At 63.7% G+C, this 26,454-nt stretch carries 24 protein-coding genes; 12 read left to right on the forward strand and 12 right to left on the reverse strand.

The features are described from left to right. The first annotated feature begins 1,159 nt into the window (after positions 1-1,159). From TEF_03950 to TEF_03960, 3 genes are read left to right on the forward strand one after another with little or no spacing between them, the layout of a single operon-like run. Positions 1,160-1,675 (forward strand): hypothetical protein, encoded by a 516-nt coding sequence (locus TEF_03950; GenBank protein ID ANK80032.1) that lies wholly within the window; start codon positions 1,160-1,162, stop codon positions 1,673-1,675. Continuing rightward, on the forward strand, positions 1,675-3,801 hold the full coding sequence (locus tag TEF_03955; GenBank protein ANK80033.1) for a hypothetical protein: 2,127 nt from the start codon (positions 1,675-1,677) through the stop codon (positions 3,799-3,801). The genes TEF_03950 and TEF_03955 overlap by 1 nt, the downstream gene beginning before the upstream one ends. Beyond that, a complete protein-coding gene (locus TEF_03960) occupies positions 3,802-4,776 on the forward strand; it encodes a hypothetical protein (protein ANK80034.1) in 975 nt (324 codons plus the stop codon). 324 nt (positions 4,777-5,100) lie between these two features. Here TEF_03960 and TEF_03965 read toward each other — a convergent pair whose 3' ends face one another. Then, on the reverse strand, positions 5,101-5,580 hold the full coding sequence (locus TEF_03965) for a hypothetical protein (protein ID ANK80035.1): 480 nt from the start codon (positions 5,578-5,580) through the stop codon (positions 5,101-5,103). Beyond that, the gene (locus TEF_03970; GenBank protein ANK80036.1) at positions 5,570-5,920 is read right to left on the reverse strand and encodes a hypothetical protein; all 351 of its coding nucleotides are present in this window, start codon (positions 5,918-5,920) and stop codon (positions 5,570-5,572) included. Before TEF_03970 ends, TEF_03965 begins: the two co-directional genes overlap by 11 nt. An 886-nt stretch (positions 5,921-6,806) precedes the next feature. On the opposite strand from TEF_03970, the gene TEF_03975 reads away from it, so the two are divergent. Continuing rightward, positions 6,807-8,558: a chromosome partitioning protein ParB gene (locus TEF_03975; GenBank protein ID ANK80037.1), complete on the forward strand. Its 1,752-nt coding sequence runs from the start codon at positions 6,807-6,809 to the stop codon at positions 8,556-8,558. A gap of 79 nt (positions 8,559-8,637) precedes the next feature. On the opposite strand, the gene TEF_03980 is transcribed toward TEF_03975, so the two are convergent. From TEF_03980 to TEF_03990, 3 genes are read right to left on the reverse strand one after another with little or no spacing between them, the layout of a single operon-like run. Then, positions 8,638-9,048: a hypothetical protein gene (locus tag TEF_03980; protein ID ANK80038.1), complete on the reverse strand. Its 411-nt coding sequence runs from the start codon at positions 9,046-9,048 to the stop codon at positions 8,638-8,640. Between the two features lie 23 nt (positions 9,049-9,071). Continuing rightward, entirely contained in the window at positions 9,072-9,764 is a 693-nt protein-coding gene (locus tag TEF_03985) for a hypothetical protein (GenBank protein ANK80039.1), read from the reverse strand. 5 nt (positions 9,765-9,769) lie between these two features. Then, positions 9,770-10,243 carry a hypothetical protein gene (locus TEF_03990; GenBank protein ID ANK80040.1) on the reverse strand — a complete coding sequence of 158 codons (474 nt, stop codon included), beginning with the start codon at positions 10,241-10,243 and terminating at the stop codon, positions 9,770-9,772. A 283-nt stretch (positions 10,244-10,526) separates the two neighbouring features. Between TEF_03990 and TEF_03995 the strand changes: the two genes are divergently transcribed. Then, complete coding sequence (locus tag TEF_03995) at positions 10,527-11,141, forward strand: hypothetical protein (GenBank protein ID ANK80041.1); 615 nt, start codon at positions 10,527-10,529, stop codon at positions 11,139-11,141. Positions 11,142-11,204: 63 nt separating this feature from the next. Here the strand turns inward: TEF_03995 and TEF_04000 are convergent, their stop codons facing one another. Beyond that, positions 11,205-11,576, reverse strand: a complete 372-nt coding sequence (locus tag TEF_04000) for a hypothetical protein (protein ANK80042.1) — start codon at positions 11,574-11,576, stop codon at positions 11,205-11,207. A 254-nt stretch (positions 11,577-11,830) separates the two neighbouring features. Here TEF_04000 and TEF_04005 point away from each other — a divergent pair, with 254 nt between their 5' ends. From TEF_04005 to TEF_04015, 3 genes are all read left to right on the forward strand, one after another. Beyond that, a complete protein-coding gene (locus tag TEF_04005) occupies positions 11,831-12,589 on the forward strand; it encodes a hypothetical protein (GenBank protein ANK80043.1) in 759 nt (252 codons plus the stop codon). Continuing rightward, positions 12,508-13,044, forward strand: a complete 537-nt coding sequence (locus tag TEF_04010; protein ID ANK80044.1) for a hypothetical protein — start codon at positions 12,508-12,510, stop codon at positions 13,042-13,044. The genes TEF_04005 and TEF_04010 overlap by 82 nt, the downstream gene beginning before the upstream one ends. 162 nt (positions 13,045-13,206) lie before the next feature. Beyond that, positions 13,207-14,718: a resolvase gene (locus TEF_04015; GenBank protein ID ANK80045.1), complete on the forward strand. Its 1,512-nt coding sequence runs from the start codon at positions 13,207-13,209 to the stop codon at positions 14,716-14,718. A gap of 569 nt (positions 14,719-15,287) precedes the next feature. On the opposite strand, the gene TEF_04020 is transcribed toward TEF_04015, so the two are convergent. Next, positions 15,288-15,731: a transcriptional regulator gene (locus TEF_04020; protein ID ANK80046.1), complete on the reverse strand. Its 444-nt coding sequence runs from the start codon at positions 15,729-15,731 to the stop codon at positions 15,288-15,290. A gap of 951 nt (positions 15,732-16,682) precedes the next feature. Here TEF_04020 and TEF_04025 point away from each other — a divergent pair. Beyond that, positions 16,683-16,865 carry a hypothetical protein gene (locus tag TEF_04025; GenBank protein ANK80047.1) on the forward strand — a complete coding sequence of 61 codons (183 nt, stop codon included), beginning with the start codon at positions 16,683-16,685 and terminating at the stop codon, positions 16,863-16,865. A gap of 225 nt (positions 16,866-17,090) precedes the next feature. Here the strand turns inward: TEF_04025 and TEF_04030 are convergent, their stop codons facing one another. After that, on the reverse strand, positions 17,091-17,933 hold the full coding sequence (locus tag TEF_04030) for an integrase (GenBank protein ID ANK80048.1): 843 nt from the start codon (positions 17,931-17,933) through the stop codon (positions 17,091-17,093). A 50-nt stretch (positions 17,934-17,983) separates the two neighbouring features. After that, a complete protein-coding gene (locus TEF_04035; protein ANK80049.1) occupies positions 17,984-18,262 on the reverse strand; it encodes a transposase in 279 nt (92 codons plus the stop codon). A gap of 784 nt (positions 18,263-19,046) precedes the next feature. Between TEF_04035 and TEF_04040 the strand changes: the two genes are divergently transcribed. From TEF_04040 to TEF_04050, 3 genes are all read left to right on the forward strand, one after another. Beyond that, positions 19,047-19,643: a hypothetical protein gene (locus tag TEF_04040; GenBank protein ID ANK80050.1), complete on the forward strand. Its 597-nt coding sequence runs from the start codon at positions 19,047-19,049 to the stop codon at positions 19,641-19,643. Between the two features lie 925 nt (positions 19,644-20,568). Further along, positions 20,569-22,089 (forward strand): hypothetical protein, encoded by a 1,521-nt coding sequence (locus TEF_04045; GenBank protein ID ANK80051.1) that lies wholly within the window; start codon positions 20,569-20,571, stop codon positions 22,087-22,089. Between the two features lie 26 nt (positions 22,090-22,115). Then, a complete protein-coding gene (locus TEF_04050) occupies positions 22,116-22,517 on the forward strand; it encodes a hypothetical protein (protein ANK80052.1) in 402 nt (133 codons plus the stop codon). On the opposite strand, the gene TEF_04055 is transcribed toward TEF_04050, so the two are convergent. The 3 genes from TEF_04055 to TEF_04065 form a co-directional block, all read right to left on the reverse strand. Beyond that, entirely contained in the window at positions 22,503-24,515 is a 2,013-nt protein-coding gene (locus tag TEF_04055) for a hypothetical protein (GenBank protein ID ANK80053.1), read from the reverse strand. The genes TEF_04050 and TEF_04055 overlap by 15 nt on opposite strands. 76 nt (positions 24,516-24,591) lie before the next feature. Further along, a complete protein-coding gene (locus TEF_04060) occupies positions 24,592-25,860 on the reverse strand; it encodes a hypothetical protein (protein ANK80054.1) in 1,269 nt (422 codons plus the stop codon). A 53-nt stretch (positions 25,861-25,913) separates the two neighbouring features. Continuing rightward, entirely contained in the window at positions 25,914-26,321 is a 408-nt protein-coding gene (locus tag TEF_04065) for an XRE family transcriptional regulator (GenBank protein ANK80055.1), read from the reverse strand. Positions 26,322-26,454 lie beyond the last annotated feature (133 nt).

Raw genomic sequence — 26,454 nt, forward strand, 5'->3', positions numbered from 1 at the left:
CCTCGAGACTGTCGGCTCGCATGCCTGTGTCCCAAATCTGGTTGGCGTTGAGAAAAACCACGATCAGCGCCCAGGTCACCGCGACCTCCCTTCCTTAATCGTGTCTGCCCGACCCTCTGCGTTGGCCATGATCGAAGGACCCAAGTGCGGCGGGTGCCGGTTGTCGTCTGGCGAATGGCTATCGCACAATCGGAACGAGAGCACATTTGTCTTGATGCGCGGTTGGCGTGGCTGCGCGGCCGACCCTGCAATGACTTTCCACCATAGACAACCAATTCCCAGCCCACCACCTTGAACGGTCGTCACGCGATTTCGGGCGACCAGCAATGGCTTCTGCGGAATCTCGGGCTCGGTCGCTCCCTGAACTCGGATAGGGCAAAACAAGGCGCCTGGGGGATCCGACCACTTTGACCATGGGGTGGCGCCCCGTTCGCCGGGGGTGGTGACGCACCTGACTGGAGCATCGCAATGGAGTTTTGGACAATCGTAGGTGGGGGCTCGCCGACGAAGCGGCTGGGGGCAGGTTGGTGGCCGCTGTGAACCGAAAGCGACGGCGCCACGTTTGAATGGCGCCTGGCGAACCTGGCGCGGATGGCAGATTTGCCAGCGGCCGAACCTTGGGCACATGCAGGGTTTGAATAGTTGTCGGCGCCGAGAGCGACCTTGCCGGGCCGGCATAGGAGTGCGCCGGCATTCATCCTCTCTTCCGGTGCGCAAGCCCGGATATCAAACGCTCGACATGCTTCTGCGGTGCGTGTCGGCCGCGAGAACCACGGCCAGAAGGCGGGAGGCCATCGCAACTGAGTGCCACTGATATGCATCGGCACATCCCCCATGTTCACGCGCCGCGGCAATTCCATTCGGCGACTTCAAGTTCAGATCGGAGGTCTTGAGGCAAGGGGCTTTCTCTATCCCCCGGGACACTATCCTGCCGGTCCCCGTACAAGGATGCTCGTTGACGAGCATGGCTTCTCCCTCGTCTATCCTGCGACGCCGCGACTTCATGCGCTTTGACCGCCAGCTGAAAAGGCCCAGAGGCTGCCGCAAATGTCCGGTGCGCGTATTTATGTGTCTCTCTGCCCTTGATGAGGGAAATTTCATCTTGACGGGATTTGCGTGAAGAGACTCCAATACATGCATCCTATGAGGGAGGGATGTGATGGACCTGTTGTTCAGGCGCGAGCAGACGGAGGGAAAGCTCGCCAAGGTTCAGTTCAAGCTGTGGGCGAAGGTCGAGCTTGAGGCGGGCGAGCAGGAACTCGTGAAGCGCTACCGCTTTGATGACGCAATTCTGATTGCCGCGATCCAGCCGAAGCTGCTTCGCAATGCGGGAATCATCGGGCTGCTGGTCTTTTTCGTGGTGGGAAGCCTGCTTGCCGTCTTCATCGGCACGACCATCGGCGTCGTCCTGGGGCTCGCAGGCGGCATCGGCGCCGGCTACTGGTATTTCCACGAGAAGCGCGAGACGATCTTCGTCAAGGATCTGCTGCACGGGCGGCATTTCAGCTGCCCGAGCGTAATCGAGCTGGCCCGCAAGGAAGCCTGGCTCGAGACCATCACCGGCTATCTCCGCCAGGTCATGGAAAGCGCCAAACACTGGGACGGCACCGAGAGCCACAGAATAGAGCCGCTGCCCAAGGACGAGGCCCGGCAGGTCATCCTCAGAGGGCTCTGATGCCGCTCCACCTCGCCGCCCGGACGCACGCCTTCATCCACGGGCTGTTCCGGCCGGGCGATCTGCAGGTGACCCAGGAGCTTTTCGATCGCGTCGAGGGCCTGTTCCGCCGCCACGGGCTGCGTTCGCCGGAAGGGCGTGAGGTTCTGATCGAGGAGCTGACATCGGACGTCCTGGCCCGACTGGACCTACCGGACGATCATCCTCAGCGCGCGGTCGTGCTCCGCTTTATCAAAAGGACCTTCGACTATGAAGGTCTGTTCCAGTTCCCCGAGCCCCGATGGGAGGACCGGGGCTCGGTCTCCGAGCTCTGGGCGCTGCGCGATGAACTGAACGCCCAGCGGCAATTGTTGGAGGATCTCCCGCAGGTCCGATCCCTGCTGATCGACACCTTCGCCGAAATCGTGGGTCGGCTTCACGAGGCCTGTCCGGCGCTCTCGGCCGACAGCGAGATAGAGAACGGCATTCCCGCCCCGGCTCCGCTGATCCGCAGCATCGGCGATGTCGGCCGGCTGACGGAATCCGTCTGCGCCGCCATCTGCACCGACGAACTGGCGGAGGCCGGGCTCTTCACCCGGCACGTCGCCCGGCTGGAACGCAATCTGGTGGCGGCCTCGGGCGGCAATCCGGCCGCCGATCCGCGGACCTTTCAACGCACGCCCAAGATGCCGTCGAAGTCGGATATCGGCGATCCGGCGGAACTGGCCGCAACCTATCTCGGCGGCACGCCGCTGCTCGAGCTCTTCGATCAGGAGCTGCCCTTCACGATCCCGACCGAAGCCCGCTTCGAGCATCACCACATCGTCGCCGGTTCGGGACACGGCAAGACACAGACGCTGCAATATCTGATCGGCCATGATCTCGAAGCGGTGGCGCGCGGCGAGCGGAGCGTGGTGGTCCTGGACAGCCAGGGCGATCTTATCCGTACCATCTCCGGACTGGGCGAGTTCGCAGGGGGCGGGGCGCTTGCCGACCGGATTGTCGTGATCGACCCGACCGATGTCGAATGGCCGGTCTCGCTCAATCTCTTCGACGTCGGCATCGAACGGCTCCAGGGCTATGCGCCGCTGGAGCGGGAGCGGCTCACCAACTCCATCCTGGAACTCTACGACTTCGTCCTGGGCTCGTTGCTCGCCGCGGAGATGACCCAGAAGCAGAGCGTCATCTTCCGGTACGTGACCCGTCTCATGCTCCATATCCCGGACGCCACCATCCATACGCTGCGCGAGCTGATGGAGCCGGGCAGCGAGGTCAGGTTCGCCCGACACATCGAGAAGCTGACCGGCACCGCGCGGCACTTCTTCGAGACCGAGTTCACGTCGAAGGAGTTCGAGCAGACGAAGAAGCAGGTGCTCCGCCGCCTCTGGGGCATCCTGGAAAACCAGACCTTCGAGCGGATGTTCTCCCATCCGCGATCGAAGCTGGACCTCTTCGCGGAGATGAACGCCGGCAAGGTTATTCTGATCAACACCGCGAAGGATCTCCTGAAGGAGCAGGGCACCGAGATCTTCGGGCGGTTCTTCATCGCCATGATCGCCCAGGCCGCGCAGGAGCGCGCGACGTTGTCGGAGAAGGAACGCATGCCGACCTTCGTCTATATCGACGAGGCGGCGGACTATTTCGACCGCAATATCGGCATCATCCTGAGTCAGGCGCGGAAGTACCGTGTCGGCATGGTGCTCGCGCACCAGTATCTGGGACAGCTTGAGCCCAAGCTGCAGGAAGCCTTCGCCGCCAATACGGCGATCAAATTCGCCGGCGGCGTCTCGGCGAAGGATGCGCGCGCCCTGGCGCCGATGCTCCATTGCGATCCGGCGCTGATCGAGAACCAGCCCAAGGGCAGCTTTGCCGCCTATGTGCGAGGCGCCACCAGCCACGCGCTGCCGTTGTCCTTCCCGTTCGGCGAACTGGAAGCCCGGGCGCAGATGTCCGCCGAGGCCCGGCGCCATCTTCAGGAGCGCATGCGGGCGCGCTACGCGGTGCACTATTCTGAACTTGGCAGGCCGAGCGTCGAGGCGGCCGGGGCGAGTGACCGGAAAGCGAAGGTCAAGGACACTTCGGAGGCAGCATCTCCGCAACCCGCGGCTGAGAGCTCATCGGCCACCGACGCGACGCCAACCTGGTAGATGGCGGAGCCGGCGCCCGGATTTGACGCTATCCAGCGCCGCAAGCGGTTGCGGCCGATCTCGACCGGCAAGCGCATCAGTCCGCAGCCTCGTGATCTCCTGTGGTTCCGGAAGATCCACGAGCACGGGCCCTTGCCGTCCTCATATCTGCACGGCTTCTCGGCAGGCGAGTACATAAACGAGAAGCGGGCCAGGGAGCGCCTGACGGACCTCTTCAACGAAGCCGAAACCCGTCATGGCGGCACCTATCTTTCACGGCCCCTGCAGCAGTTCCGCACGATCGACAGTCGCTACAATCAGCTTGTCTACGATCTGACTCAGGCTTCGGTTGCGGCGCTGAAGGAAACAGGCCTCCATTCACCCTATGCGACGCGGCCCTCGGGCCCCTGGCTGCATGGCTTCATGACCGCCTGCATTACCGCCTCCATCGAGCTGGCGACCCTGGCTCGCGAGGACCTGAAGTTCATACCGGGCTGGCGGGTGCTCGAGAGGGCAGGGGCCCAGCTGCGCTTCCCTACCCCGATCGAGGACCCGAAATCGGGCAAGACCGTATCCAGGGACCTCATTCCCGATGCGCTCTTCGGGCTCGAGTACCTGACCGATGCCGGACCGCGATACCGCTTCTTCCTCGTCGAGGCCGACCGCGGCACCGAACCCATGACCACAAGCAACTGGAACCGCAAGAGCTGGCAACGCTCATTGGCGCAGTATCGGGCCTATGTTGGTGGGGGGCTCTACCGGGACCACCTCAAGCTGACCGCACCGGTGATCGTGCTGGTCGTCGGGACCGATGAGCGGAAGATCGCGCGGATGCTGAAAGTTGCGGACATCGCCGGCGCGCATGCCCCCTGGCTGTTGTTCACGACGATCGGGGATTTCGGACCGGTGTTCCGGCCGCCAGCGCCCATGCTCCATTTGCTGGATGAATCATGGCTGGGTAACGGCGTAGATGCATTTCGAATTGATCAGCCCTGAGAAAATTTCAGTGCTTGCGGGCTGCCATCCGGTTCTTCTGAACCAATGCGGATGGAGATGCGAACGCAATGTGGCCGTCTTGGTCAGCGCCATATGAGCGGCTGCTGCCCAAGCGGTCACGGCCCCATACAGCATGACCCCGGAAGATTACCGCGCGAAGTGGAATCTGCCGGCCGCCTATCCGATGGTGGCGCCGAACTACGCGAAACGGCGCGCGGAGATGGCGAAATCGATCGGTCTCGGCCGCAAAGGCCGGCAGGCCAGGGCCGCGAAGTAAATCGCCGTCGAGCCCGGCCCAAGGTGAGCTGTCCAGGGGATCCCGGTTCATCCGGCATCTCCCTGGCGCGGCGCGTCCAGGACCCGCGCCGCGTAGGACAGCGCTTCGAAGTACAGCAAATACCTCCGAAGCGTGTTGGCGGGGATTGCCCGGTTCGGCCGGTAGGCCGCCATTTCCGTGAACCGCCCGACCAGCGCCTGGGCCTCCTCGATCTGGTTCCGGTAGAGCTGGATGCGTTGCAGCGGAATGTGGCGGGCGGGCTGGTCCTGCGCATCCTGGACAAGCGCCAGGAGCGATGCGTAGCTCCGGCCGCGCTTGCGGCAGTCCAGATGAGGATCTTCGGTCGCGATGATATCGGGACCGAACTCGGCGACGAGCGTCCTGACCTTCGAGCGGAGTTCTGTCTCGCGGCCGGGCGCGGGGCGCCAGAGCTGCCAGTTCTTCAGTTTCCCTCCGACGAGGCAGACGGCGGCGATGCCGTCGGAGGAGACCGCGACGGCGATCAGCCGCTCCGGCCTAGCCGCCATGGATGCGCCGCTGACTGGCTTCCAATCTCTCGGCCAGAGCGGACAGCGTCTGCTGGCGGTTGAAGGTGCCCGCCCAGCGGCTGGGCGGCGCCGGCAGGGTCGGGAACCGCTCGCCAATCCGCACTTCGGCCTCACGGATCAGCGGGGCGTAGAGGCTGTCCATGGGACGGCCGTAGATCAGCGCCAGGGCGCACATGTCGAGCGGCAGAAGCTGGCGTTTGCCTTTTTCGATCTTGGAGACGCGGGAGGCATCGATACCGAGCAGATGGCCGCAATCGGCCTGGGTAAGGCCGGCTTGCCGGCGAGCGACACGGAGGTCGAGGGATAATTCGTTTTGCATGGTGTGAAAGAACTTAAATGAACGGCTAACCCGTCCATTCTAACCGCCGCCGCCCAACCCACATGACCCCGCCATGTGCGCAAATGGCGACTGGCGAAGGCTCGACCGCGAGAACAGAGACGGCGAAAGCGCGAGGGTGGAACCCTCGCGCCTCCGACCTCGCGGTGAACCTCCGCCGGTCCACCAGCGTCGGATCTCTTGTTCCTTCAGGCTAGCAAGCGAGCGACCCCTGTCCAGTCCCCGGCGCCTGCCATCCCGGCCCATCGCGCCCAGGCCGCCGCGCTCCGATATATACGGTCTCCGCCCGGCGGCGCCGACGCTGCCATCCCGCCGGTTATCCCCACCGCCCTGGGGCCATGATCCGTGTGCTCTGGACTCCCAGCCGGTTCCCCACCTTCGGCGGCCCCTTGGCCATCGACGCTGAAGACAGGCGGACCTCCGGTCCGAACCGGCCGCCGCGCCCGTTCGGGCCGGCGCGGCCAGGTTTGTCGGTTCCTCCGGCGCGGTGCGGCCGGCGCGCCCTTCTGGGCCCATCAGGGCGGCCCGCAACCTTGGCGCTGCGCGCCAGGTCCGCCGCTGCGCTCCGGCCCTTCGGGTGCGGCCCGCCCTTCTGCCGGGCCCTCCCGGGCGATCTCGCCGCCCACCCCGCCTGCCGGGGGAACGGGGCGAAGAAGGAGAGGGCCGTTGCCGATACCGCGACACCACAGGACCGCACCGAGCCGGTTGGATGGCCGGGGCGCTCTCCATGGGGTTCGTATGAGGCCGGATCATGAGGAGCTTCTTCGCCCCGGGGGTGGCTCGCGCGCTCTGCGCCGGTCGCTCGCCGTCACCTGTCGGGAGCGGGCCGGGGGCGCATCACCCAACCGCAAACGGAGACGACACCAAAATGGAACTGCAGCACATCCCGATCGAACAGCTCGAGGTCTCGAAGCTCAACATGCGCCATGGCCGGAAGCAGCCCGATATCGCCGACATCCTCCCCAGCGTCCGCGCCCATGGCGTCCTCCAGCCCCTGCTGGTGCGGCCCGCGAAGACGGACGGCCACTATGAGATCGTCGCGGGACGGCGGCGCTTCTTCGCGGCCCGGGCGGTCGCCGATGAAGCGGGCGGCATCGAGGCGCTGCCCTGTGCGGTCATGGCCGCGGGCGACGACGCGGAGGCGCTCGAGGCCTCGCTGATCGAGAACTTCGCCCGTCTCGCACCCGACGAGATGACCCAGTACGAGACCTTCGTCCGGCTCGGCAAGAACGGGCGGTCCGTTGCCGAGATCGCCGCCATGTTCGCGATCACGGAGCGGATGGTGGAGCGCCGCCTGGCTCTCGGCAATCTCGTGCCGCGCATCCGCACCGCCTATCGCGAGGACCGGATCGATGCGGCGACCGTCCGGTTGCTCACGATGGCGAGCGCCGCGCAGCAGAAGGCGTGGATGGCGCTCCTGGACGATCCGGAACAGATGGAGCCGCGCGGCCACCAGCTGCGCCAGTGGCTCTTCGGCGGCCAGTCCATCCCCGTTGAGGTCGCGCTGTTCGATCTCGATGACTATCCGGGCGAGATCGTCACCGACCTCTTCGGCGAGGAGCGCTTCTTCGCCGATGCGGCGCTGTTCTGGGAACATCAGAACCGGGCCATCGCGGAAAAGCGCAACGCCCTGATCGAGGCGGGCTGGGCCGATGTCGTGGTGCTCGAGCCGGGCGACTACTTCCGGAACTGGGAGCATGAGGTGGTCGCAAAAGAGGACGGCGGCAAGGTCTTCATCGCCGTCTCCCGGCGCGGCGACGTGGAATGCCATGAGGGCTATCTCGGCCGCCGGGAGGCAGCGCGCCGCGCCCGTGCCGCAATGGTGGGCGAGGATGCCGAAGGCGCGACGGACACCGAAGCCGCCCGCCGTCCGGAGGCGACGCAGGCGATGCAGAACTATATCGATCTTCACCGCCATGCGGCGGTCCGGGCCGAGCTTCTGCAAAGGCCCGACGTGGCGCTGCGGCTTATCGTGGCGCACATGATCGCGTCCTCGGGCCACTGGCTGGTGCGGCCCGAGCCGCAGGCCTGCCGGGGCGAGGCCATTGCCGCCAGCATCGCCGGGAGCCGGGCGCAGCAGGCCTTTGAGAGCGAGCGCAAGGCGGTGCTCGAACTTCTGGGCCGCGATCCGGCGGCGGACCGCGATGTCGTCCGGCCCGGCCATGACGGCTACGGTACGGCGGAAGTGTTCGCCCATCTGCTCGAACTCGGCGAGGCTGAGCTCCTGCGCATCGCGGCCTTCGCCATGGCCGAAGCCCTCGCCGCCGGGAGCGCCATGGTCGAGGCTGCAGGCAACCATCTGGCCGTGGACATGAAGAAGCACTGGTCGGCGGATAGCGTCTTCGTCGACATGCTGCGGGACCGGGCGGTCGTTGACGCCATGCTGGCCGACATCGCCGGCGAGCGCGTGGCCGAGGCCAACCGCTCGGAGAAGCTGAAGACGCGGAAGGCGATCATCGGGGACTTCGCCGAAGGGACCAATGGCCGGGCGAAGGCCGAAGGCTGGCTGCCCGGCTGGCTGGCCTTCCCGGTCCGGACCGTGACCGAGACGGGCCGCCTGCAGACAGCCGACCTCTGGGCCAGGGTCGGCCATCTCTTCGAGACGACGGACGAGACCTGAACAACAAGGAAGCGGGCAGCCCCTGGGCCGCCCGCTTCCGCACTCCCGCTATGGGTCGCATGGCCCGGCACCAGCGCCGCTACTCCACCCGTTCGGCCCAGAGCCTGTGGGTACGCTCGCCGTTGAAGACGATGTGGCCTTCCAGGCGATTGCGCTCGGGATCGAAGCTGAGATGGTCCGTCCGGTCGAACTCGGTGTAGCGGAGCGTCACCTTGTTGCCCGCGACGTCTACCTTCGCCGGCATGTTGTACTCCGTCCGGTTCGTGTCGGCGTCGATGACCCGGATCATGGCGCGCTGGTCGGGGCCGGCCGGGTCGAAGCGGATCTCGTAAAGCTGCCCCCGCAACCACTCGCCGCGGTAAAGACCGTCCGAGAGCGCCACCTCCACCGGCGTCGGCTGATAGGCCGCGATCTCCTCTGCCGTGGGGCCGCAGGCGGCGAGAAGCACGCCGCCTGCGACAAGGACGAGGGCCGCGCGCCGGGTCATCATCCGGGACGGCCTCCCTGGCCCGCTCATTCGATCAGCTCCACATCGGGGCCGGACGGCTTCTCGAAGGCGACCAGCACCGTCTCGCGCGCGCCGCCCGGACCCTGGTAGTGGTTGGTGGTCCGCGCCCAGTCCGACTTGACGATCAGGCCGATCGAGGGCGCGTACCAGTAGGTCGCCTCGAAGCCGACATTGTTGCCCGGCCCGCTCTCGATGCGGAGTGTCTCGAAGGTCCCGGCCGGGACGGTGACCGTCTCTATCGCGGCCACCTCGAGAGACGGGGCGATGCCGGACCAGCTGTTGCCGCCGGCGACATCGTGGAAGGCGTAGGAGGGCCGCCACGACTTGCCGACGAAGAGCGGCCAGTCGTAATAGCCCGCATGAGGATCGATATAGGTCTTGACCGTCCCGTCCCGGTCCAGCGTCGCCGTCCAGGTGCGCGTCTCCCTGTCATAGAAGCTCGTCGTGCCGTCGTCGTTCTCCGAGCGGATGACCTCGCGGCCCTCGAAGATGTCGGTGCCGGTGACTGTCTGGGTGAAGGTGCGGACATTGCCGCCCTCGCTCCGGCGGAGCGTCATGGTGGTGCCGACCGGCAGGGGCTGCTTCTGGTAGAGCGTGGCTCCCTCGGGCGGCTCGGTGCTGCCGGTCACGCAGGCGCCCAGCACCAGCGCGGCGAGGAGGGCGATCGGCCCGATGACCTTGCTGCTTTGCCTGTTCATCTGTCTCAAGCCTCCGGTCCGCTGATCCGGTCGAACCGGCCGGTGGCCTCCGCCTCGGCGCGGTTGCCATGGCCCGGGCGGTGGTAGTGGCCCTTGAGCCAGCCGTCGGGCTGCATCTCGTAGGAGATGTCGGCGCCGCTGCCGAAGCGCTCGAGGGTGAGTGTCTCGCCTTCGATCTTGCCCTTGACGAAGTTGTGCCCGCCGCGGAACCGTCCCGGGTTGTCGCCCCAGGCGTAGATCGCATCGACCGAGCCATCGGGGCCGACGCGCGTCACCGCCAGCTTGCCGTCGAGGCTCTCGCCCCATGTGCCCTGCCAGATGCCGGCGAAGCGCGCATGTTCGGCGGACACACCGGGTCCGGGCGGCTGGACCGCCGCCGCTTCGGGCAGGGTGGCGGGCTTCGCCTCGCCGGTGGTCTTGCAGGCGGCGAGCGCCAGGCCCAGCATCAGCGCGGTTGCGGCCAGCCGGGGCAGGCGCATTCTGCGTCCCCTCATCGTGTCGTCTCCCTCTGTTCGTCGCGTGCCGCCGGGTGCTGTCCACAGGGCCGGCTTTGCACCACTATTGCCAATATTGTACGATGGTCATTGGCGGCCTGTTTTGCGGTTGCATTGGTGAATCCGCTTCGTTACGATTCCGGTTCCGGTGCGATAACCGACTGAAATATCGAGGCTTCACGTCTCATCGCCCGGAATTGGCAATTCCGTTGCAGAGCCGCCGCGGGCCCTCTAGGAGGGGGCCATCGCCAATTCAGACCTCACAATAATGGTGCATACGGATACATGGCTCATGCCCTCGGAAATGCGGCTCTATGACGATCGGAAGCGCCGCCTCTACATCAACGCCGCCGAGCGGGAGCGCTTCGTGGCGGCGGCGGGCGGCGCCCCGCCGGAGGTCCGGAGCTTCTGCCTGACGCTGCTCTATACCGGCTGCCGGCTCTCCGAGGCGCTCGAGCTGACGCCGGCCTCGGTGCAGCTCCAGGGCCGGGTGATCTCGTTCCGGACCCTGAAGAAACGCCGCCGGCACGTGATGCGCGAGGTGCCGATCCCGGCGGCTCTCGCCCGTCTGCTCGAGGAGACCCACGGGCTGGAAGGCGAGGGGGCCGGTCCCGGTCCGCTCTGGCGGCATGGCGCGGCGCCGCTCAACCGCTCCACCGGCTATCGCTGGATCAAGGCGGTGATGGCCCGGGCCGGCATCGAGGGCGCCCAGGCCTCGCCCAAGGGGTTGCGCCATGGCTATGGCATCCACGCCATCCGCATGGGCGTGCCGCTCAACATGCTGTCCAAATGGATGGGCCATGCGGCGCTCTCGACGACGGCGATCTACGCCAACGCCAGCGGCCGCGAGGAACTCGAGATCGCCGACCGCATGTGGCGCTGAGGAACCGTCAACAGAAAACCACCCGCCGATCGCTCGACGGGTGGTGGTGAGTTGGAACGACCATCAGTACTCGCTGGCGAGCATGATGGTGAGCACGCGCCGGGTGACGGCGGGATCCGCCGGATCCGGCGACATCATCGTCATGGAGAGATCGTAGGTATCGATCTTCCAGAAGATCTTCCGGCCCTCGAAGTCGAAGGCGCCGAAGTCGTGCTCCCCGTAAGGATCGTTGTCGGCGGTGAAGTCGTCGAAGCGCTGGACCGCTTCGTACACCGCTCTGGCCTTGTCCGGGCCGAGTCCCTCGATGCCGGCGGTGATCAACACCTGGCCGGCGCCGCCGGCGCCGGTCCGGAAGCGGTCGTTCAGCTCCCGGATGCGGGCCGTCCGGGCCTCTTCCGTCTCATCGGTCGTATTGTTCGTCTGGTCATGGGTCATGGCAGCCTCCTTGTCGTCGCCCGGAGACGCCCGACCACTTCATCGGTCAGGCGCATCCGGGCGGCGGGAGGCCGCCCTGGACGGAATATGGCCAGGGGAGAGCGTTGAGGGTGGTGGCCGGTTGGCGGAAGAACGCCGCTCTCCCCCGGGGCTCAGTCTCTCATCGATCGCGCTATCCCCATAACCCCGCCATCGGGCGAAGCGGCAGATCGCGGGGCCTATGGGAGAGCGGCGATCGTGACATGCTGGAGCCAATGAACCCGCTCGGTCGCCGCGTCACGCTGGGGGAGGCCCACCGCCGCTCGGGCCCGGCGCCCTTCGCGATGACGCTGGCCGACCGGCTGATGCACCTCTACGTCGTCGGCCAGACCGGGGCCGGCAAGTCGACGCTGATCGCCGAGCTCGCCAGGCAGGACGCCCGGGCCGGCACGGGCTTCTGTCTGCTCGATCCCCATGGCGATCTGGCCTCGGAACTGAGCCGGACGCTCGGGACCGGTCACATCTACTGGGATGTCGCCGATCCCGCCTGTCCCTTCGGCTACAACCCGCTCACCCATGTGGCGGTCGAGCACCGCCCGCTGGTCGCCTCCAGTCTGATCGACACGCTGAAGAAGCAGTGGGTCGACGCCTGGGGCGCGCGCATGGAGCATCTCTTGCGCTATGCGCTGCTGGCGCTGCTCGATCAGCCGGACGCGGATCTGAGAGACATCCTGCCGCTCTTCATCGACAGCGCCGCGCGCGAGCGGATGGTCGCCAACATCACCGACGACCAGGTGCGCGCGTTCTGGACCGTCGAGTTCACCGCGCTTCGCTACAAGGGCGCGGTCGACGGCGTCGCGCCCATCGCCAACAAGCTCGGTGCCTTCCTCTCGCATCCGCTGGTTCGCGCGCCGTCTGCGAGCCCGATCAACCGCTCCGCTTCCGCCGGATCATGGACGAGGGCCAGCACCTCATCGTCAACCTCGCGACCGGCCGGCTCGGCGCCGATACGGCCAATGTGCTGGGCGGGCTGATCCTCTCGGGCTTCGCGCACGCGGGCTACAGCCGCGCGAGCCTTGCCTTCGGGGACCGGCGGCCGTTCATCGTCTATGCCGACGAGTTCCACGCCTTCTCGAGCACGGCGCTCGCCGACATGCTGCCGCAGCTCCGCAAATACGGCGTCGGCCTCGTTCTGGCGCATCAGTATCTGGATCAGCTCGAGCGGCCGCTGCTCTCCGCGATCCTGGGCAATGCCGGCAGCATGATGATCTTCCGCGTCGGCGCCGCCGATGCGCCGATCCTCGGCAACCAGCTGGGCGACGTGCACCCGCGCGATCTGATCGGCCTCGCCAACTTCGAGTGCTTCGCCCGGGTCATGGTCGAGGGCCGGCAGTCCAAGCCCTTCACCGTCTACACCCGGCGCCCCGGTTCACCGGCGGAAACCGCCCGCGGCGGAGACCTGTCGACACGCGCGCCCGGTGCACAATAGGCGGATGAACAAGGAACCCCTCGATCCCCGCCTCGAAGCCTATCTGGCGCTCTGCCAGCGCATGTATGAGCGCCTTCAGCGGGAGGGCAAGGCGCCATGGAAGCAGGAAGACATCACGCCGGAGCAACCGGGCGACGATTAACCGATAATCCAGACCGACTTATGAAAACCTGTTTTGCCTATGTCCGCGTCTCGACGGCGCGGCAGGGGGAGGGCGTCTCGCTCGATGCCCAGAGGGACGCCATCGAAGCATTCGCCGAGCGCAACGGCATCACCGTCACGCGGTGGTTCGAGGAAAAGGAAACCGCGGCCAAGAGCGGCCGGCCGGTGTTCAGGCAGCTGCTGAAACTGCTGAAGGCGCGCAAGGCCGAGGGCCTCGTGATCCACAAGATCGACCGCTCGGCCCGGAACTTCGCCGACTGGGCCAAGATCGGCGAGCTCTCCGACGCCGGCATCGACATCCACTTCGCCACCGAGAGCCTCGACTTCCGCTCGCGCGGCGGGCGGCTCACGGCCGATATCCAGGCCGTCATCGCCGCCGATTACATCCGCAACCTCAGGGAAGAAACCCGAAAGGGCATTCGGGGGCGGCTGAAGCAGGGGCTCTATCCGTTCGGTGCGCCGATCGGCTACCTGAACAATGGCGGCGGCAAGCCCAAGACACTCGACCCCGAACGCGCTCCCCTGGTCAGAGAGACCTTCGAACTCTATGCCAGCGGTGAATACTCGCTGCACGCCCTGCGCGCGGAGACAGAGCGCCGCGGCCTTCGCAACCGGGGCGGCAAGCCGATCTCCAAGCTCTGCCTCGAGAAGATGCTCGACAACCCTTTCTATTGCGGGCTCTGCCGGCTTCGCCGAACCGGCGAGACCTATGAAGGTATCCACCAGCCGTTGATCTCGATCTCGCTGTTCGAGCGTGTCCAGGCAGTTCGCGCCGATCGCGGGAAGAAGAAATCCACCCGTCACGACCATCGATACCGGGGGCTCTTTCAATGTGGCAGTTGCGGCAGGTGCATGGTCGCGGAACGCCAGAAGGCGCACGTCTACTACCGATGCCATACCCGGCTCTGCACCACGCCGATGATCCGGGAAGACCGGCTTGAGCGGGCCATCATGTCCACCCTGTGCCATCTGGCGCCGAGCGATGCGTCCGTGGACGCGCTCCTCGGGGCGATCGAGACTCTGAGAGACGAGAAGCAATATGCCCAGCGCACCGCTGGCTTCGACATGCAGCTCCAGCGGCTCGAGGAGCGCCTCCGGCGCCTGACCGACGCGCTGATCGATCAGCTGATCGAAAAGCAGGACTTCGAAACCCGGAAACGTGCCCTGCTCGAGGAGAAGCGGCATATATGCGAGCTGCGAGCGCGCGTCGTGGATGGCGACCGCGTCCTGGACGAGATCGCAAACATGGTCCGGACGGCTCAGAACCTGGCGAAATCCTTCGAGCATGCCGATCGGAAGGAATGCCGCGAACTCATCCGAATCGCATTCTCGAACCGGACCGTGTCCGCGAAAGAGGTAGAGTTGAAGCCGTCAAACTGGCTGAAAGCAGTCGATGACGCGGCATATGGCATCGTGGGTGGCCCAGACAGACTCACTTCTCGAACTTTGATTCAGGAACTATTAGAAATATTGCTGGTCGAGATGCCTTGGCCGTGCGGTACATCGGTGTGACGAGGCTTGCCCGATTCTCTCCTCTTAGCGTTCAATCATCAGAATGAATAAACGTTCAGGAAGAAGCGAAAAGTGTCGATAATAGAAATTAAAAAGCATAGGGTAGTTAAGCAGATTAATAAATAATATGATAAATTAATTTTGACAAAAAGAAAACAATAGTAATTGTAAATATAGAAGATATTAGAAGCGTCAGGGATTTTACATAGTATCCACCTGAAAGTTCAAGTCGATTGAGAATGTCGTTATCTCGAAACAAATTAGCAAACCAAGCAATGATAATAAGTATCGGAATATACCATAAATTCAAATTAAACCATGATACTATTGCAATACCTGCATGAGAAATTGCAAATAGTGCCAAGCCCAATGACAGTGATATTTTGAATCGATGTTGCAATTAACTATCCTGCAGCAGGCGGTGAAATTCAGTACTCATCCTCTATTCATCCAGACGGTGGTGGGGTGCGTGCGCGGGCCTTGGCAAGCTGAGATAGTGGGTACGGTCTCGGAAGGCGTACTACCGCATTCCCAGCCGCCTGTCGAAGTGGAAGAATGTAGGGTTCAGCCTATCTGGCTGCCTTGGCCTGGCGGCCCTTGCGGCCGAGCCCGATGGACTTCGCCATCTCGGCGCGCTTCTGCGCGTAGTTCGGCGCGACCATCGGGTAGTCGGCCGGCAGGTTCCACTTCGCGCGATACTGCTCCGGGGTCATGTCGTAATTGGTCCGAAGATAGCGCTTCAGCATCTTCAGCTTCTTGCCGTCCTCGAGACAGATCAGGTGGTCGGGCGTGACGGACCGCTTGATCGGAACTGCCGGCTTCTGCGGTTCCGCGGCTTCTGCCGTCTCGCCCTTGCCCGCAGCGTCCAGGGCGCCGAATATCCGGCGGATCAGGTCCGGTACCTCGTCGGCCGGCACGATGTTATTGCCGACATAGGCCGATACGATCTCGGAGGTCATCTCCATCAGGTCCTGACGGCTGGTCGCTTCGTTCGCATTGTCGTTCTTGTCCATGAATACTCATTCTTTCTGTTGATCTGAAGGCCTTCGACGGCGGCTATAGCTCAAGTTGGTCACCAAGCTTTTCGTAAATAATGCTCTGGATGTGAACCACAATAGTATTTAGGTGCGGTTTTGTCGCATCTTGCCGATCATAGGTCCGGCAACGACCTGTTGAACGGAGGCTTCAAGGCAGAGAATAACTGAAATTGAGATCTCGTAACAAAAGTGCCTGAGCATCGTATTGATAGCGTCGGACATGGTGGCACAATCCCCGATGATTGCAGGCATCGGCATCTGGCGAACCGCATGGCCGATGGTGCGGCGCTGCGGTCAACGGGCAGACGTTGAGTCCTTGGAGCGTGCGGTAGGGCGGCTGGCAGCGATAGACAATGAGGGCACCGGGACATGGAAGCGGGTCATCTACGCAATTGACGAGTTGTAGTGCAAGGAGCGGTGCGAGGGGACCCGGTGAACGAATGGCCTCGGAAGGGGAGATGGCGAAGCACGAGTATCCGGGCGAGAGCTAAAAAGACATTCACGGTATCGTCGGGCGAGTATCGATCATTGTCGCCATCTGGGCGTTCGTGCAGCAGCACTGCAGTAGGGAAGGGTGACAAAGAAGGCCGGTGCCAAGGATGTGAACCGCCCCAGCACCTCTGGCGCGCTGTAGCGGCAGGTCAGGATCCGTGACGCACGATGTCTCGCAACTGATTAATGCGATGCAGGCGCCGTCTGCACCACGCCAGATCCGCGTGGAGCTGGCGCTCATGGATTTCGCGTACTTCGCGTTCAGCCTCGTCCAGGGAGCGCAGCGCGGCCTCCCGGCTCATGGACAAGAGCTCCTCCCTCTCCAGACGTTTTGCAGGCCTGCTTGACGGCAAGTCGATTCACCTCCCATCGACAATTGACATGGTTCTAGATTTCGGCTGATTTCGTCAAATCATGAAGTCCAATGCTGATCCTGTGTACACCGCTCTGCAGTTGATCCGCCAATACGGCGAGACGGCTGCCACAGAAGCCGCGATGTTCGGCTTCGAGCTGAGAGAAATCGGCGATCTTGAAGGATGGCGGTTCTGGGATACCGTCTATCGCGCGATTTGTCAGATCGAATGCGGCGAGGCGCAGGTAGGTGACGTACTCCACTAGCTGAAAGGGCGGCGCTGTAGGACAGCCCGTTTTTGACGGCGAGGTTGGTGATCAGAAGCTGTGAAGCCGAAAATTGCACATTGAAGCGAATGCATGGGTCGCATTGTTCCTTGGCGTGCGTGCAGGTTCTCCGATCATGGCGCTTCAACCGGGCGTCCTGTGCAGATTCTTCGGCAGCGGCTATGCGACCCTGACCAGCCCCCAGCGATTGATCCGGGTGGAATGTTAGTGCATGGGCGGCTTTGCCGCCAAGCCGGCCGGCTGGTGAAGCGGAGCGGAGCCTGACGGCCAGCCTGGCGGAATGATGACCTCCGGGGCCGGTGGTCGGTAGCCGAGACGGCTGTGCGGTCGGATCGTGTTGTAGTGACGGCGCCATTGTTCGATGACCACCTGCGCCTCCTTCAGCGTGTAGAAGATTTCCCCGTCGAGCAGCTCGTCCCGGAACCGGGCATTGAAGCTCTCGATAAAGCCGTTCTCCCAGGGTGAGCCCGGCTCGATGAACGCCGTTCTGGCGCCCACCGCTGATATCCAGCGCCGCACGGCCTCGGCGACGAACTCGGGGCCATTGTCGGAGCGAACGAAGGCCGGTGGACCGCGGAGAATGAACAGGTCCGTCAGGACGTCGATCACATCGACCGACGAGAGCTTCCGGCGAACCCGGATCGCCAGGCTCTCGCGCGTGAACTCGTCCAGCACGTTCAAGGTCCGGAAGGTCCGGCCATCATGTGTCCGGTGGTGGACGAAGTCATAGGACCAGACATGGTTGGGCCGTTCTGCCCGCAGCCGCATGCAGGATCCGTCGCCCAGCCACAGCCGCCGCCTCTTCGGCTGCCGGGCCGGTACCTTCAACCCCTCGCGCCGCCAGAGGCGCTCGACCCGCTTGTCGTTGATCTGCCAGCCGGCCTCCCGAAGCAAGGCCGCGATCCGGCGATAGCCGTATCGGCCATACTGACGGGCCAGCTCGATCATGTCCGCCACCAGCCGGGCCTCGTCATCACGTCCACGCGGGAGATGGCGCTGCGTGGAGCGGTGCTGGCCGAGAACCCGGCAGGCCCGGCGCTCCGATATCCGGAGACGCCGGCGGACATGATCGATGCAACGTCGGCGGCGCGAGGGGCTCAGAAGTTTCCCTTCGCAGCTTCACTCAGAATCTGCTTGTCCAGGGTCAGGTCGGAGACCGCCCGGCGCAGCCGCTCGTTCTCCTTCTCGAGCTCCTTCAGACGCCGCAGCTGATCGCCGCTCATGCCGCCATATTCCCTGCGCCATCGGTAGAAGGTGACTTCGCTGATACCCAGCTGCCGGATCGCATCCGCCATCGACATGCCCTGGCTGTGCAGGACGTCCGCCTGGCGGAGCTTGCCCACGATCTCCTCAGGCTTGTGACGCTTCCTTGCCATCTCTGATCCTCCTTGTTCCAAAACATCAGGATGGACCAATTCAATGGGGGAGGCTCACAATCGCGGTCGTGATTAGCCTAACACGCCCGGTCCGCGGTGCGGCTACACTGCGACCCCCGCCGGCCAGGCCGGGATCTGAATGCAGGAAGGGCCGACTCAAGCGCCCTGTAGATATTCCGGAAACTCCGAGACCCTGCTTCGCCCATGCAAATGTCTGTCGCGCAGAGCCGATCTTCGCTCTTGTTGCCATTTCGGCCGCCTGACTATCTGCCAGTGTCGAACGAACGGGATTCGATTATCCGTCTCATTCGACCATGTGCGACAGATACGAGCAACCAGGTTGCGAGTCTGTGAAGGCAACCAAATGTCCCAAGACAACAACAAAAGGAGGAAATCCATGATTCGCAGTCTCTGTAACTTTCTTGGCATTGGACTTTTTCTGGGCATGGCCGCCTGCACCGGAATGGAAGGCGGCACGGGAGCCAAACCGCCGCAGACGGCGCTTGCCGAGAAGCCCCACAAGTACGAGGAATATGACGGTCCCCACTACGGCGCATTGACTGAGGGCATGTTTGCCGCCGGCGCCGGGTACAACGTCCTGGTTCCGGAGTAGCTCGCCTGATTTTCGGGATGCGGCAGTGAAGTCAAATCGGGTTCGCTGCCGCTTTTTTGCTCGGCTCGCGAGAGGGGTACGATATCCCTTACATTGCATCACGGGTTGGTTGCCGGATACCTAGGGGGCGGCCAGGCGGCGGCGCACGCCTTTCAAACGGGAGTTGCATGAATGATCCGTATTGTCGCCCGGTCATTCTTGGTCGCTCTCCTCATTGGGGCGGCCTCGGGTGTCGCACAATCCGGTTTCAAGGAGGGAGCCGCCGCGATTGATCGAGGAGACTACGCCTCGGCATTCAAGGAATGGCAGCCGTTGGCAGAGCAGGGTCATGTGATCGCGCAATACAACCTTGGTCAGCTTTTTCGGGCGGGTCGTGGCGTTGCGCAGGACAATGTGCTGGCAGCTTACTGGTACCGCCGAGCAGCGGAACGAGATTTCGCGCTGGCTCAGTTTAATCTCGGGGTCATGTATCACAACGGGGACGGGGTGATTCAGGACATGGGGGAGGCGGTCTACTGGTATCTTCAGGCTGCGGAGAACGGCCACTCCGATGCTCAGTTTCACCTTGGGATTCTCTACTTCAACGGCGTAAATCAGCAGCCGAACCAAGTGCTTGGGGCCATGTGGCTCGAGGTCGCCGCCAAGAACGGGGCCGGCCAGGCTCTGGAGACACTGGAGGCAGCACGGGAACAGATGGCTGCCGATCAGATCGAAACAGCCTCCCATCTGGCCCATGAATGCGCCGAAAGGCAGTTCATGGGGTGCTAGGCTGACGGGGCCGGCGGATCCTCGAGTGGTGTATTTTGGCTGACACAATGACATCATGCTTTCTGCGCTGCAGACCGGGTGAAGTCCAAAGACCATGATGCGAATGCTCGCCACCCGGACCAATCGCTGGGGGCTGGTCACCACAGGCCCGTGCGGACGGCTTTCACGGTCGACTAGTGGCTGGCCACGCGGTAACAGGGCATGATCAGGGGGAGGGTTTCTTGGCTGTTTATGTCCTCGATCCAAAGGCCGACAATTGCGGCCATCCATTCTGGCAGAGCAGCAGCTATTGCGGGCGCTGCTATGTATCAGCTCCCAGCGAATCGACAGCCCGTACCATCGCTGCCGAGGCCTTTGCGGTGGCAATCAAGAAATCCAGTCAGAGTTCGATAAGCAGCATCTCACCCTGGCTTCGGGCAGATTTTGTCGAGCTCCGCTGGATGGACACGCCGTTCAACAAGCAGGAAATCGGCGACGTCTTGTTGCCCAGCGGAGAGGTAATTCGAAGCAGAGTTTCAAAGGCCCGGACGGGCGAGTGAGCTATGTTCTGCCCTGGTTTTCGAAGTTCGGCCGTGAAGATCGAAGCGATGCTGGACTTCGCCCCGTCTTCGGTCCGGGTTTCATGCGAGCTTTCGGGCTGATTCCAGTTGGGCCGCAAAGGGGGCCCGCCGGCCACGGATGACACATATAGACGAATTCTCGCGCGCCGTTCCAAGAGCGGCTGGGCGTCAATCGGGGAAATAACGCAGAAATCACGCCGGCCGTTCAACCTCGGTCCCGATCAAGGGCGTGAGGTTGAACGATGCACAGCGCGACGGGCGCGACGAGCCTGAGACGGCACGCATGCAGTCATTTGCAGAAGGCGGCGGCTAGGAACGGTGGCCCGGGCTCCGGGCCGGCGACCAATCCCGAAATCTATGTGGGCGTGGAGAAGCCGGACCATCCCGGCGAGATGGACGTGGCACGGACCATGGCGTTGTTCCGCCTGCTCAGCGACCGCATGGAACGTGAGTATGACTGGCCGGACGGCATCGACCGTGGGAACCCCAACATCCCCTCCGGCTATACCTACCTGGCGCAGATGGCCAGCCACGACCTCTTCATGAGCGACAACTCCGCGCCGTCGCTCCGCGATCCCGCAACGGTAAAAAATGTCCGCGGCCGGCCGTTGATGCTGGAGACCATCTACGGCCGCAACCCGGAACTCGACGCTGTCGCCTTCGAACACGCGTCGGATCTCCGCGGGCCGAACGCGATCCACTGGCCGAGAACGCGATTCAGGCTGGACGGTGTATCTCACGAGGTCGACGACTGGTCACGGGACACGAGCCGTTCGCCCAGGCGCGATATCGGCCGTATCCGCAATGTGAGGTTCGGCGAGGAGTATGGCTGCCCGCTCGTGGCCGATGAGCGTAACGACGATCATTCAATCCTGTCGCAGATGACGGCGTTATTTCAGCTCGCTCACAATGCCGCAATCGACAGCATCGAGTGGAACGACAAGCCCTCCGATCCGCTCGACAGCGCCAACAATTTCGCCACAGCACGAGCCGCTCTCACCTATGTGTTTCGGAACATTGTGCGGCGGGACTTGTTGGCGCGCCTGCTCGACCCGCTCGTCCGGCACCACTACGAGCGATCCGACGACCCCGGCCGCTTCATCCTTGACCCTCCCGAGGGAAGCGTCCTGACGCCGGAGTTCATCAATGCGGCCTATCGTATGGGACACGCCATGGTGCGTTCGTCCTACGAGTTCGCCGAGGGGACGCGGCACAACCTCCCCGAGGTCATGCGGAGCACCTCCTTCCGCGTGCCTCGCCGTACGCCCCTCGGCGTCCACTGGATCGTGCGCTGGTCGAGGTTCTTCGAGTTCAAAGGGGCCCATTCTCCGCCACAGCTTTCCCGGCGAATCTCGCCCAAGTACGTGGCCGCGCTCCACGACAAGCAGATGTTTCCGGCAAGCGACCCGCCGGAGCCCGGAGGTCTGCCCTATCGCGACCTCGTCCGCTCCGCCATTTCGGATGTGATGAAGATCGACGCCCTGGCGCAGCTGATCGAGAAGCGCGCGCCGGAACTGGCCGAGCAACTACCGTGGATCTCGGATGAGGAGATTCGCCGTTCTGCACTCAGGAACTGGATCGGCGCGGCGGATGACGAGATCGTCAAGGAGTTTGTCGGTAATCCGCCGCCGGGTCTTTACTTCCTCATCGAAGCCGCCGGCGCACACAAAGGCGAGCGGCTGGGGCCGATTGGCTCCATCGTGCTGGCAGAGACCTTCTACAGAGCCCTCGAAGACCACGAAGAGGACCGTGATCTCGCCCAAGCGGCCTTTGAAGTCTTCGGCTACAGCGTGCCGGCGACCATGAGCGACCTGATCCTGTGGGTGGAGCAGCACATGCGTGTCGATGACCGCGTGTTCGACATGCGCTCGCTTCCCCTTATCTGAGAGCGACCTTCCGGCAGGAGGAAACAATGACCGATGACTTCGAAGGCGAATTCGGGCGCCTGGAAATCCTGGACTATACGGCGTTTGGCCGTCTGATCGCCGACTGGGCCATGGACCGCAAGCCGTGGCCGGAATCGCTCGAGGAATTCAAATCCATCGTGGAGCCCGACATCGCTCGCGTGCCGCCGCGTATGAAGGCGATCCACGTCGTTCAGCCCAACCAGGAAATCTTCTATCTGCGCCTGCCGCCAAAGAAGATGATTACCCGTTCGCTGGAGCGGTTCGCCGAGCGCGACAAGAAGGGCAGCGGCCCCCGCTACCAGGTTCCGCCCTTTTATGCCGACATGGTCTGTGGCGACGAAGCGCTGACCCACACGGATTTTTTCCTCAGCCGCGTGGCCGATTACACCATCTCAATCTGCATGTAGGGCTTCGGGGGCCTGCAGGCCGGCCTGTTTCAGCGCGCCGAAGAAGGCCGAGCGCGTCGCGGGGTCGCCGATCGGAAAGCATTGAACCAGCCAGGTCTCGGCGTCGGTGAACGTCGGATTTGGCTGCCCCGTCCAGCGTTGACGGATACGCTCGATCAGATTGGCATACTGTCGTCGCGCCTTCCGCAATTCGCGCCTGCGGACCAGTGCGGCGGTATACCAGGCCTCCACGCCGAAGAAGCCGCCATCCGACCGCTCGAAAGCTTCGATGGCCCTCGCATCGTCGCCGCAGGAGAACCAGATCACGACCTGGTAGCTCCATTGGAGCGGCGAGGCGACCAGTCCGCGGTCAAGCGCACGTTCCGCCAGTCGGGCCGCGCGGTCGAGATCCCCGCAAAAACAGAAGCCCGCCGGCGCCGAAACGGCGGTCCAAGGATCGTTTTCGTTCAGCTCGTAGGCCATGCGAAAGCCCTGGTAGGCCTCGTCAAACCGGTCACGCAACGCCAGCGACCATCCCGAACAGAGGTGGGAGCGCGAATCGAGCGGATCCAGTCTGAGCGCCACATTTGTCAGATGGTTCGAGAATTCCAGTTGTTCGGAATTGCGAAAAGCGCCAGGGAAAATGATGTGGCGGGAATTGATGAGCTGGGCCAGAGCGCTGTAGGCGGGGGCGAAGAAGGGCTTCTCCTCGATCAGGCCGCGGAAGGTGTCGGCGGCTCGGTCGGAGTTCGCCCGGTCCCACGTGAAATTGAGCTGCTGGCCAATAAGCAGGCGATCGTAGAGGTCCAGCGTGACATTCGGAATGGTGCCGATCCGCTCCAGCCTGTCAGCGGAGATGTGGACATTCAGCGCCAGGGCGATCCGCGCAACCAGTTCCGCCTGATGCTCCAGGATGTCATCGCGGCCAATGCCGTAGTATTCGCTCCATAGAAAGCGTTCGGTTTGCAGTTCCTTCAGATTGATGGAGACGCCGAGCAGGTTGCCGTCGTGCTGGATCGATGCCGTAAGTTCGAAGACTGAATCGGTCTTCTGCAGTCCCCCTGCCGGCACCTGGTCCAACACCGACCATTCGCGGAACCGGATCAGTCGGGATAGCAGGTCATGGCGAAGCGCCTGCGCCAGGCCGGGACGCGCATCGGTTTCGCCGTGAAGTTCGAATCGGCCCATGACGATCACCGGTCCACGGTCGACAAAGGGCGTGCCTTGTTGCGCCGCGATCTCGGTGGAGCCTGACCGCGGGCTCGCCTCTGCGGTCATCGGCGGAATGAAATCGGATGTGTAGCGATCCAGCTTGATCCGAGCGAGAAGAGACTGGGTCTCGACCGAGGGCTCGGTGTCGAACTCTTCCGAAAGGACCGACCAGAGCTCGTTGTAGATCGCAATCGCTCCGGCGGCGTCGCCTCTTGTCGCGCGGTCCGCCATCAGCCTGCGGCATGCCAGCTCATGGCTGGGATCCAGGTTGAGCAATGCGCGGGCGGCAGCCACCTCCGAGCCATTCTGCGCCCCTTCCGTCAGGTGGCGCTCCAGCGGCTCCTGCAGCATGGAGTAGATGATCTGGCGTTCGGCCCGAAGCGTGGCGAAATACGTTTCGCCAACATTCTCCAGGCCCTCGCAGAGCCGATCCGCCAGGCGCTTCTCGCCCCGCAGTTTCTCCGCGGCGAAATCGCCTTGCCGGACGGCGTTCGTCAGTAGCTCGACATCGGTGACAACTTGAGCCCGCGGCAGTAGCAGATGCTCATTGGTGACCTCGAGGCCGTCGAAACCGGTGTCCGCAAGCGTCTTGCGGATGTTGAACAGGGTCTGGCGAAGAGACACGGCCCCGCGGTTCTCGTCATCGTCTTCCCAGAGCAGGGTCCGCAGGCGCGAACGGCTCTGACGCTCGCCGGCGTTGAGGCAGAGGAAAGCCAACAGCGCCTTGCTCTTTCGAAGGCGGATGTCGAGGACTCGTTCCCCCACGAGGAAGCGCGGCGGCCCGAGCAGTTCGGCTCGCAGCGCCATCGCCCCATTCATCGTTGGTCCGCTGCCGCCGTCTCCATCGGGCACGTCGACGCCTCCCCCTCACAGTCCCCTCGGTTCAGACTATGCGAATGGCCCGGTGGTTGTGAACACGGCCGTGGGCTGCTTTCTGCGCCTCGCGGAGGCGGGGCAGCTCGGTGGTCGACGGCATGGGTTGCAGACCGGGTACAAAGGTTCGCCAGACAGGTACTCCGATGTTGCCGCGCGTCAGGTCGAGGGTCAGAACATCCAGACCGGCCGCCGCGAGGGCAGCTTCCGGATCGGCCTGCGCGACATGATCCCGTGGCGCCCCACCCGGGTGCAGAATCTCCCAGGAAGCGTCAATTTCGCTATGTCGCCGGAGGTGCATGCGGTCGGTGTCGTTGAGTTTGTCGTCGCCGCTTTCGTGCCGCTTTGCGGCGACGATCCGATCGGCCAGTTCGATCTGGCAGAGTTCGAGAAAGGCCGCCTTCATGGCAGCCGCTGTGCTTGCTCCGGCGCCGAAGCCGTAGGCGAAACCGTTTCCGTGTCCATCCGTGGAAAGCGCCACCATGACCGGCACACCGATGTCGGTCGAGATATCCAGGAACCATGTCCGCCGGGTCTGCTTCCCCTGCCGGGCTCGGGTGACGATGCCGGCCATCTCCGTCTGCGCCAGGGTTTCGAGCGCAACGGGCCGACCTTGCAGGGCGCCAAGCCACCACAAGGCCATCGCGTCCCGTTCGATCCATTCGAACAGCGCATGGTGCAGCGCCGCCGCCGACGTCGCGCCCGATCCGCAACCGATCCCGAGACTATGGAGCGGGGCAGGGCCCGGCAGGTTGGCATTCCGATAGCAGAGGGTCGCAGGAAAGCGCCGCGTCGCTCCTCCGCCATCCGGCAACGGCACCGTCGCGACAGGGCCATCGTCGGACCAGTCAGCATAGCCTTGCGTCAACGAAATCACGGCGGGCTCCGGGCTGCAGATCCGCAAGTGTCCTGCCGCATCTCCGCCCAGGTACTGGCTGACGAATTCTACGGCTTCGGCGATGCAGGCGCGGAATGCCGCCAGGCGGCTCTCTGCGACGCCCGAGACCCCGAAAATGCCGCTCTCGCCTTCTGCCCACCGGGCGATATCGAGTTCGGCGCCGAAGGCGCTGAGGCCGGGCGCATCGGGCAGGGGCAGTTCGAAGAGCCGGTGCAGTCCCTGAGCGAAACGAAGGAGCTTCCGAAAATCCTCGGCGTCATCCAGCACTTCCGGTTCGGCGATACCGAGCCAGGCTAGGAACCGCAGAATATCGGGTGCCGCTGTGCCTGATTCGAGAAATTCGATTGAGCCAGCGAGGAGCTTCGCTTGTTCAGGGGACATTGTGAGAAACTAAGCGATCGTGAGCCAGGCCGGAATCCACTTGTCTCCCCACGCTACTCCGGGCGTGCCAGGGTCTTGGCGAGCGCGTAGAGCCGTTGACGCACCGCCGGTTCGGGAATGCGATCGTAGACACGTATGAACTCCAGGATTTCCCGGCGGAACAGCTTCTCCGCGTCTTCTGCCGGGATCGCATTCTCATCGACATCGGGGCCTTCTGTCTCGGCCGCGTCGGCAACCGGCGCGCCATCGAAAAAGAAGGAGACCGGCACATCCAGGATGTGGCTCATCTCGAAAAGTCGGCTCGCACCGACGCGGTTTGTGCCCTTCTCGTACTTCTGTATCTGTTGAAACGTCAGTTTCAGAGCCTCGGCGAGCTTCTGCTGACTCATCCCCTTGAGTGTCCGGCAAAGCCGTATGCGGCTTCCCACGTAGATATCAACGGGATGGGGATGCTCGGCCATCGTCCTCTCCTCAATCTGGCGCCAGCCGCCATGTTACTGAAGTTGAACCGACGATGGTATCAGAGCCACAAATTCACTTCCGGATTGCTCAATATCGAGCTTCGTGATGCCGCTCCGACATGCTCCTTCAGAT

It is taken from the genome of Rhizobiales bacterium NRL2 (assembly GCA_001664005.1).
GTDB lineage: Bacteria > Pseudomonadota > Alphaproteobacteria > Minwuiales > Minwuiaceae > Minwuia.

Excerpts from the sequence above, each read along its gene's own strand:
- TEF_03950 (ANK80032.1), top strand. The coding sequence starts at position 1,160 with ATGGACCTGTTGTTCAGGCGCGAGCAGACGGAGGGAAAGCTCGCCAAG.
- TEF_03955 (ANK80033.1), top strand. The coding sequence starts at position 1,675 with ATGCCGCTCCACCTCGCCGCCCGGACGCACGCCTTCATCCACGGGCTG.
- TEF_03960 (ANK80034.1), top strand. The coding sequence starts at position 3,802 with ATGGCGGAGCCGGCGCCCGGATTTGACGCTATCCAGCGCCGCAAGCGG.
- TEF_03965 (ANK80035.1), bottom strand. The coding sequence starts at position 5,580 with ATGGCGGCTAGGCCGGAGCGGCTGATCGCCGTCGCGGTCTCCTCCGAC.
- TEF_03970 (ANK80036.1), bottom strand. The coding sequence starts at position 5,920 with ATGCAAAACGAATTATCCCTCGACCTCCGTGTCGCTCGCCGGCAAGCC.
- TEF_03975 (ANK80037.1), top strand. The coding sequence starts at position 6,807 with ATGGAACTGCAGCACATCCCGATCGAACAGCTCGAGGTCTCGAAGCTC.
- TEF_03980 (ANK80038.1), bottom strand. The coding sequence starts at position 9,048 with ATGATGACCCGGCGCGCGGCCCTCGTCCTTGTCGCAGGCGGCGTGCTT.
- TEF_03985 (ANK80039.1), bottom strand. The coding sequence starts at position 9,764 with ATGAACAGGCAAAGCAGCAAGGTCATCGGGCCGATCGCCCTCCTCGCC.
- TEF_03990 (ANK80040.1), bottom strand. The coding sequence starts at position 10,243 with ATGCGCCTGCCCCGGCTGGCCGCAACCGCGCTGATGCTGGGCCTGGCG.
- TEF_03995 (ANK80041.1), top strand. The coding sequence starts at position 10,527 with ATGGTGCATACGGATACATGGCTCATGCCCTCGGAAATGCGGCTCTAT.
- TEF_04000 (ANK80042.1), bottom strand. The coding sequence starts at position 11,576 with ATGACCCATGACCAGACGAACAATACGACCGATGAGACGGAAGAGGCC.
- TEF_04005 (ANK80043.1), top strand. The coding sequence starts at position 11,831 with ATGAACCCGCTCGGTCGCCGCGTCACGCTGGGGGAGGCCCACCGCCGC.
- TEF_04010 (ANK80044.1), top strand. The coding sequence starts at position 12,508 with ATGGACGAGGGCCAGCACCTCATCGTCAACCTCGCGACCGGCCGGCTC.
- TEF_04015 (ANK80045.1), top strand. The coding sequence starts at position 13,207 with ATGAAAACCTGTTTTGCCTATGTCCGCGTCTCGACGGCGCGGCAGGGG.
- TEF_04020 (ANK80046.1), bottom strand. The coding sequence starts at position 15,731 with ATGGACAAGAACGACAATGCGAACGAAGCGACCAGCCGTCAGGACCTG.
- TEF_04035 (ANK80049.1), bottom strand. The coding sequence starts at position 18,262 with ATGGCAAGGAAGCGTCACAAGCCTGAGGAGATCGTGGGCAAGCTCCGC.
- TEF_04040 (ANK80050.1), top strand. The coding sequence starts at position 19,047 with ATGATCCGTATTGTCGCCCGGTCATTCTTGGTCGCTCTCCTCATTGGG.
- TEF_04050 (ANK80052.1), top strand. The coding sequence starts at position 22,116 with ATGACCGATGACTTCGAAGGCGAATTCGGGCGCCTGGAAATCCTGGAC.
- TEF_04055 (ANK80053.1), bottom strand. The coding sequence starts at position 24,515 with ATGGCGCTGCGAGCCGAACTGCTCGGGCCGCCGCGCTTCCTCGTGGGG.
- TEF_04060 (ANK80054.1), bottom strand. The coding sequence starts at position 25,860 with ATGTCCCCTGAACAAGCGAAGCTCCTCGCTGGCTCAATCGAATTTCTC.
- TEF_04065 (ANK80055.1), bottom strand. The coding sequence starts at position 26,321 with ATGGCCGAGCATCCCCATCCCGTTGATATCTACGTGGGAAGCCGCATA.